The organism is Thermodesulfobacterium thermophilum DSM 1276 (assembly GCF_000421605.1).
In the GTDB taxonomy this organism is placed as follows: domain Bacteria; phylum Desulfobacterota; class Thermodesulfobacteria; order Thermodesulfobacteriales; family Thermodesulfobacteriaceae; genus Thermodesulfobacterium; species Thermodesulfobacterium thermophilum.
The window spans coordinates 1-5,049 of sequence record NZ_ATXI01000034.1 but is presented as its reverse complement, the minus strand read 5'-3'; the positions used below and the strand labels follow the sequence as shown (position 1 = coordinate 5,049).

Here is a 5,049-nt window from a genome sequence, read left to right as displayed (position 1 = left end):
CTTTTGAAAAAGAAGGAGCATTATTTTGTTTATAAGAAATATCCTGAGGGGGTGAGGAGGTATATATACACGACGAATGTGGTTGAGAATATAAATAGCAGGATAGAGCTGATAAGGGTAAATACAGGGGGATATTTTCAATCAATCAAGACAGCAGAGGTTGCGATATACATAACAGTAAGTCGGATTCAGAAAACGAGATGGCAAAAACCACTTCCTTTAATTAAGTCTGCTTTATACGAATTGAGGCAAATGTTTGTAAAGAGATTTTATAAGGAGACACAATTCTCTTGACAAGTGTCGTCTGTAAGAATATTAAAATAAATTATAAAAGCCTGCGAAAAAGCTATGAGTCCAAACTTCTCAGGCCCCAAAACTCTTACAAGATATGGTAAAGTTACAAGTGGAAGTAAATAATTTGCCACTTGAAGCACTGATAATGATATAAAATTTGATAAAATTCTTTTCTTTTCCTCTGAATTAGTAAGTCTGTACACTAATGTTTTTATCATGCTATCAAATTTCTCTTTCTGCGAAATAAATTCTCTGTTATGCTATTTACAAAAATATGAAAAAATTTTATATCTATAAACTCTCTTTAATAGTCTCTAAAATAGTTTAGCCTTCTGACTGGCCAATAATAATTATTTAGATACTATTTTAATGTTTTTATATGCTTTTTTCCAATATTACCACATTTTCACACATTTTCATGAGTTAGAGACTGCTTTGGCACTTTACAGCCTCGCAGTGACATTTAAGTGGTCACAGTTCCTCCGACACGTCTTCTATGTGCACAAAGGGTCTGTATTGACTTTCATCTCTCATCAGTGGAAGTTTACCAGTTTTCCAAGCTCCATATGTCATACCATTTATAGCAAGGTCAAACCTCATTCTTGGACTGTATCCAAAAACAGTAGAAAATCTGAGAGCAACTGCAATGAAATCCTTATTAGCCATAGGAAGAATATCTCTTTCTGCTTGAAGGTTTGCTTTTGCATAAGTAGTTAATGGATTTACAGAAGAATTCTCATCCACTTTTCCCTCCCTCATAGTAAAAGTTGATCTCATCCAAAATATCTTTTAGAAATGGTGCATTTTTATCTTTATCGGAAAGAATGGGATTATTTATCGGCCAGTCTATTTTTAAATCTGGGTCGTCCCATCTTATTGCTCTGTCGTGCTCGGGTGAGTAATATTCATCCACCTTATAGAGTATTTCCGTATTAGGCACAAGAGTTAAAACTCCATGAGCAAATCCTTTTGGAATTACGATTTGTCTTCTGTTATGCTCCGTAAGTATAACACCTATCCATTTGCCAAATGTTGGACTACCTTTTCTTATATCTACAACCACATCATAAATGGCTCCCTTTAAGCATCTTACTACCTTAGTCTGAGCCTTGGGATTAAGCTGAAAATGAAGACCTCTTAAAACACCAGCCTGCACACTTAGGGAGTGATTATCCTGAACGAAATCAAAGAATAAGCCGATTTCCTCAAAATCTCTCTTGTTATAGCTTTCCATAAAAAATCTCTGTGATCCTCAAACACTGTCGGTTCGAGGATGTAGACCCCTTCAAGAGCAGTCTCAATTTTTCTAAATTTCCCCATCTTTACTTTCTCCACAATTTTTCATTATATATTCCTGTATAACAAACCTTGTAAAAGGAAAAGAGGCTGTAAATGCAGGAGAGATTGCATTTAGGATATGAATGCTTTTTTCATCTCCTTCTACCACAAAATCGTGAACTAACTGCAGGTTTCTAATATCTATAAGTTGAGCACGAATTCCAGGACTGCCCCAGTGAGTGAATCCATCTGAATCAAACACTTTTACGAGTTTAGAGGCTTCAGCAAGCATATAGCTTTTTAAATATTTTTTAACCTCATCAAAGGCTGTTTTTCTGAAGTTTTCGTTTTTTAAGAATAACTTTATATCCCATTTTAAAATTTCCATAAGCTCAATTACGTTAAATCTTGATAAACCTTTATAATTTTCCCTCCAAAGACAGGGTGTTGCAGTAGGACCAATTTTAATAGTTTCGTCAACTTTAATTGTAAAATGAACGCCTAAGAAAGGATTTTTAAGGTTGGGAACAGGATAAATGTTCCTTCTAATATTTAATTTTGACCCTTTATATTCGAGATATATGCCTTTGAAAGGAATAAGTACATAATTTTGGGCAAAACCAAAATCTTTTGCTATTTTATCAGCATAAAGCCCTGCAGCATTTATTATCTTGTCTGCAAGGAAAATTTTATCTTCAGTTATAATTTTATTATCCTCTTTAATAACGCTTTTATAGGGTGTGTTGAAAAAAATTTTTACCTCTCTGTCCTTTAGTTCCTTCAACAAACTCAAAAGAATTTCCGATGGATTTACGGTTGAAGTTTTAGGACTCCATAATGCATATTTGAATGTTTTAGCGTTTGGTTCTATCTCTTCAAGTTCTTTTTCTGTTATCAGATGAATCTCTACGCCGTTATTTTCACCTCTTTTTTTGAGTTCAAATAAACTTTCAAGTTCCTCTTCTGATTTAGCAACAACTACTTTCCCACACTTGTTTATTCTTAATCCTCTGGTTATACAGTAATCAGTCAACTCATCATTGCCCTGTTTAGTAAACTTTGCTTTTAAAGAATCTGGATAATAGTAAAAACCAGCATGAAGAACTCCACTGTTTCTACCACTTGCATGAAAAGCAACATTTTGCTCTTTTTCTATGATACATACATTTTTATTAGGATAAGTTTCAGTCAAATTCTTTGCAAGGCTAAGTCCTACAATTCCCGTGCCAATAATTAAAAAATCGCATTTTATTTCTTTCAATGCTTACTCTTCCGCTAATTTTTTCAGATACTTTCCATACTCTGTCTTTTTCAAGGCTTCGGCAAGTTTGAGTAGTTGTTCCCTGTCTATCCAGCCATTTCTGTATGCTATCTCCTCAATACAGCCTATCATTAACCCTGTCTTCTTTTCAATTGTCGCTACAAAATCTCCTGCTTCAAGAAAACTGTCATGGGTTCCAGCATCAAACCATGCAAAACCCCTTCCAAGTAGTTTTACCCGTAGCCTTCCCTCATCAAGATATCTCTGGTTCACACTCGTTATCTCAAGCTCTCCTCTTTGTGATGGCTTAACTGTCTTTGCTATCTCAACCGCATCAGAATCGTAAAAATACATGCCTACCACTGCGTAATTCGACCTTGGTTTTTTGGGCTTCTCCTCAATGGATAAAACCTTACCAGTTTCATCAAACTCCACTACACCAAACCTTTCAGGGGCGTGTACGTAGTAAGCAAAGATACAAGCGCCTCCGTTTCTCTCTACTTCCTCTTTTGCTGATAGCATAATTTTGGGCAGGTCATGACCGAAGAATATGTTGTCTCCAAGCATATAAAGTACACAACTCTGGTCCTTGATGTAAGGTTCTGCCAGTATAAGCCCCTCTGCTAAGCCTCTTGGCTTCTCCTGAACAACATAATCTATCTTGATACCCACATGAGAACCATCCTTTAAAAGCCTTTTAAACGACTCCAGATCCTCAGGATTAACAACCAGGATTATTTCTCTTATTCCGATAAGCATGCATAAAGAAAGGGGATAATATATCATAGGTTTATTGTAAATAGGAAGAAGGTGTTTGTTTACAACATGAGTTACTGGATAAAGCCTTGTTCCAGAACCACCTGCAAGTATGATGGCTTTCATCTCACTCCCTGAAAATAAAGATTTATCCCGTTCCCTTTAAGCTTTGGCAGATAAAAAATGGTTAAAGGAAACAAAAGTAAATTTCTCGTCTTTTTAAGTATCTTTAAAGCGTAAGCGCTTTTTGAATTACTTACCCTTTCCAAATCTTCTACTGCAACAGCCCTCGCTAAGTGCTCATTTCCTACAGCCTTACCTTTAAGCCATACCTTTAGCCTGTCTAAGTTTCCAAAAAGTTTTTTCTCTATGTAAGGGTATAGTTCCCTTCTTAGGAAATCCGTTTTTATAACTTCAACGTTGTTGAAGCCTGCCTTTTCAAGGGTGTTTTTTAACGCCATATCAGAAAATCTCAGGAAGTGGTGGGGAGGATAATCCCAGTGGAAATATTTCCAATCAACAGTTTTTGCAAACAATCTCTCCCTATTCGGCACACTCCCCGCTATGTAGCCGCTGTCTTTCAGAAGTTCCTTAACCATTCTCAAAAACTCCATGGGACTGTCCTGATGCTCTAATACTTCAAAAAAGGTAATTACATCAAACTTTAAACCCTTCTCTTTGGCAAACCTGTAGAACTCCTCAAGACTCATAGCATAAACAGTTTCAACTCCAAGAGATCTTTTAGCAACCTCCACACTTTTTTTATCAAAATCTATCCCCCAAACCTCAAAACCATGCCTTTGGGCTTCCTTCAAAAACACTCCATCTCCACAACCCACATCAAGCAGTCTTCCTTTCAAGTTCCCAGGAAAATTTTTGAAAAAAGCCTCATGATTCTTCCCAATCCTTAATCTCATACCCTCGTGAAAACCTATGTAGCCTTCAAACACCTCATCCTCATAAAACTCAGGAATTATCTTCAAAGGCTCCCACCAGTGAACATCGCAGGTGGGGCACTCATATTTTTTGTATTCTTGCTTGTTGTATGGGCTAACATAAGTTTCGGTATGAGCCTCAACCACTGTTCCACAAACAGGACAGTCTGACACTTTTCTGACTCCTTAAAAAAATTTTTCACAAAAATTTATCATAAAAAATAATAAAAGCAATAAAGCTATAAAACCCTATTTTACCGATAAAAATTTATAATCATCCATAATCTCCCCATTTTCCAATTGCTCTAAACGATTTATAATATCACCCATTGGGTGAAAAAATTTTCTAAATCTAAGAGGGTGCCATTATGCCGCAAAACTCTCTTAACTTCAAAATCCTAAAAACTAACGAACCTATCACCCCTCGTTCAGGACTTGCTCTTGTTGATGCCTTCCTCAAAAACTCTGGAATAAAAACCTTAATAGACCAGCATATGCCTTTACCTGGTTCAAACAGAGGTTACA

Annotated in this window: 4 protein-coding genes and 3 pseudogenes; 1 reads left to right on the top strand and 6 read right to left on the bottom strand. The window is 36.1% G+C overall.

From position 1 onward, the window contains the following. Window positions 1-294: pseudogene (locus H529_RS11915) on the top strand (IS256 family transposase); the annotation flags it as partial. A gap of 8 nt (window positions 295-302) precedes the next feature. On the opposite strand, the pseudogene H529_RS11525 reads toward H529_RS11915, so the two are convergent. The 6 genes and pseudogenes from H529_RS11525 to H529_RS0109275 all read right to left on the bottom strand — a co-directional run. Beyond that, a pseudogene (locus tag H529_RS11525) lies at window positions 303-512 on the bottom strand (oligosaccharide flippase family protein); the annotation flags it as partial. A gap of 253 nt (window positions 513-765) precedes the next feature. Continuing rightward, complete coding sequence (locus H529_RS0109295) at window positions 766-1,038, bottom strand: SDR family oxidoreductase (protein WP_022856215.1); 273 nt, start codon at window positions 1,036-1,038, stop codon at window positions 766-768. After that, window positions 1,031-1,614, bottom strand: a pseudogene (gene rfbC, locus H529_RS11040) (dTDP-4-dehydrorhamnose 3,5-epimerase). The gene H529_RS0109295 and the pseudogene rfbC overlap by 8 nt, the downstream one beginning before the upstream one ends. Beyond that, entirely contained in the window at window positions 1,601-2,833 is a 1,233-nt protein-coding gene (lhgO, locus tag H529_RS10870; protein WP_022856214.1) for an L-2-hydroxyglutarate oxidase, read from the bottom strand. Before lhgO ends, rfbC begins: the two are co-directional and overlap by 14 nt. Window positions 2,834-2,836: 3 nt before the next feature. Continuing rightward, window positions 2,837-3,715: a glucose-1-phosphate thymidylyltransferase RfbA gene (rfbA, locus tag H529_RS0109280; protein ID WP_022856213.1), complete on the bottom strand. Its 879-nt coding sequence runs from the start codon at window positions 3,713-3,715 to the stop codon at window positions 2,837-2,839. Continuing rightward, window positions 3,712-4,698: a class I SAM-dependent methyltransferase gene (locus H529_RS0109275; RefSeq protein ID WP_022856212.1), complete on the bottom strand. Its 987-nt coding sequence runs from the start codon at window positions 4,696-4,698 to the stop codon at window positions 3,712-3,714. The genes rfbA and H529_RS0109275 overlap by 4 nt, the downstream gene beginning before the upstream one ends. Window positions 4,699-5,049 lie beyond the last annotated feature (351 nt).

Coding starts and splice junctions, on each gene's coding strand:
- rfbA (WP_022856213.1), bottom strand. CDS start 3,715: ATGAAAGCCATCATACTTGCAGGTGGTTCTGGAACAAGGCTTTATCCA.